A 522-nucleotide genomic window follows, 5' to 3' on the forward strand; every position below is an offset into this window, starting at 1 on the left:
GGCGGCGATGCCCGCGCCCGCGAGCAGCCCGACGACGAGGGCGCCGGCGGCCCACGCGAGCGGGCGGCGGGAGGGGCGCGGCGGATCCGGCTCGGGATCCGCCGCCGCGGCGACATCGGGATCGTCGGTCCGCTCGTCTCCAACGCGTGCGCCCGCGTCCGCCGTGCGCTCGCGGCGGGTCAGCTCGGCGGCCGCGCGGATCCACCGCTCGTCGGACTCGTCGGCCCCCTGCGCGAAGACCCGCTCCCGGAGCTCGTCGATCGGGAGCGTGGTGAGGTCGTCGTCCGGCCCCGGCGTGCGTGCGTCCATGGTGGTGTCCCCTTCCCCGCGTCGACCCTCCCACACGGGCGGCGCGGTACCGGAGGCGCCGCTCAGTACGCGAGGATGCGGTCCGGCGTCGTCAGCGTGATGAGGTCGTCGGTCGACCAGACCGCCTCCACGTCGCCCGTGATCATGCCGGTCGTGCCGTCGCGGTTGCGGGACGGGAACTCCGTCGTCCACGCGATGCGAAGTCCGTCGGCG

The 522-nt window shown here is 76.2% G+C and carries 1 pseudogene; it reads right to left on the reverse strand.

The features are described 5' to 3' along the window. A pseudogene (locus tag DZG00_RS16365) lies at positions 1-309 on the reverse strand (hypothetical protein); the annotation flags it as partial. Between the last annotated feature and the right edge of the window lie 213 nt (positions 310-522).

It is taken from the genome of Clavibacter lycopersici, assembly GCF_003576405.1.
Classification (GTDB): Bacteria; Actinomycetota; Actinomycetes; order Actinomycetales; family Microbacteriaceae; genus Clavibacter; species Clavibacter lycopersici.